2 protein-coding genes are annotated in these 1,023 nt (G+C 70.0%); both read right to left on the bottom strand.

Annotation, left to right across the window (positions count from 1 at the left end):
- The coding region (locus EII35_RS15500) for a hypothetical protein (RefSeq protein WP_148098971.1) at positions 1–792 on the bottom strand (792 nt) is incomplete at its 3' end.
- Positions 789–1,023: hypothetical protein (locus EII35_RS16135; RefSeq protein WP_185744405.1), on the bottom strand; the 235-nt coding region annotated here is incomplete at its 5' end. The genes EII35_RS15500 and EII35_RS16135, both read right to left, overlap by 4 nt.

Here is a 1,023-nt window from a genome sequence, read left to right as displayed (position 1 = left end):
GGTGGGGTCGAGGTCGAGGCCCTCGATCCAGGCCAGGGCCTCGCGTTGGGGGCCGGGGCGTTCGCCGCGTTCGATCACGCTCAGCAGGGCGCCCAAGAGGGCGTCATCGTCGGTGGGTTCGGTGCGGCGGAGTTCCGTGGCTGCCTCGCGGATCTTGGCGATGTGCTTGTCGCGCTCGGGGCGATTCCAGAAGGTGTCGGGGGTGGCGCAGGCGGCGAGGAAGTGGTCCTGCCAGCGGGTCCCCGGGGCGGGCATTGTCCCGAACCACACGCCCAGATGGGCCGCCACGTGCGGGACGGGCAGGTCCAGGCGGACGACCAGGCGCGAGATGAGCGATGAGGCCGCCTCCGCGACGGACGACTGGGCCAGGAGCCCGGCCATGGTCTCCTCCACCCACTCGGTGCCCCGCTCGATCATGAGGTCGGCGAGGTGCTCGGTGGCCTCCTCGCGCTCCAGCATGGTGAAGCCCTCGCGGGGGGCGAGCTTGACCAGCTGGGCGGGGGTGGCGCCCAGGGCGACGGCGACGAGCAGCAGGCGGCCGGATGTGCGATGGTGGCGGTCGAACGCATCCACCGCCTGGTTGAGGAGCTTCCTGCGGGTCGGGTCGCTGATCTTCGGGATCTCGTCGCGGTCGAGCGTCCACCACTGCACGGCCTTGCGCCACACCGGGAGGGACTTCCGCATCACGGACGTCCACTCGGCGCGTTCCTCGTCGGTGAGGGAACGAAGCTGGGCGACGAGGGCCTCCGCGTTGCCGGCCTTGACGACGATCTGCGGGATGTTGATGGTCACAGTTTCTCCTCGATGGCTCGGGCCAGGGTGATGGCCTTCGACTTTCCCTTGCGCTGAGCGAGGGCGCAGATGTTGGGCAGCTCAATCCTGTGCGGAACCTCGGGCAGGAGGGCCAGCACCGTCTCGAAGATGGTTGAGGCGGTGGCAGGGACCTTGTTGGCTGCGGCGAGTTCCTCCGCGATCACCACCAGCAGCGGCCAGACGAGGGCCAGGCCGCCTGCCTCGGCGAGG

Origin of the sequence: Arachnia propionica (assembly GCF_003932785.1) — a bacterium.
GTDB lineage: Bacteria > Actinomycetota > Actinomycetes > Propionibacteriales > Propionibacteriaceae > Arachnia > Arachnia propionica_B.
This window is presented reverse-complemented; position numbering and strand designations above follow the sequence as displayed.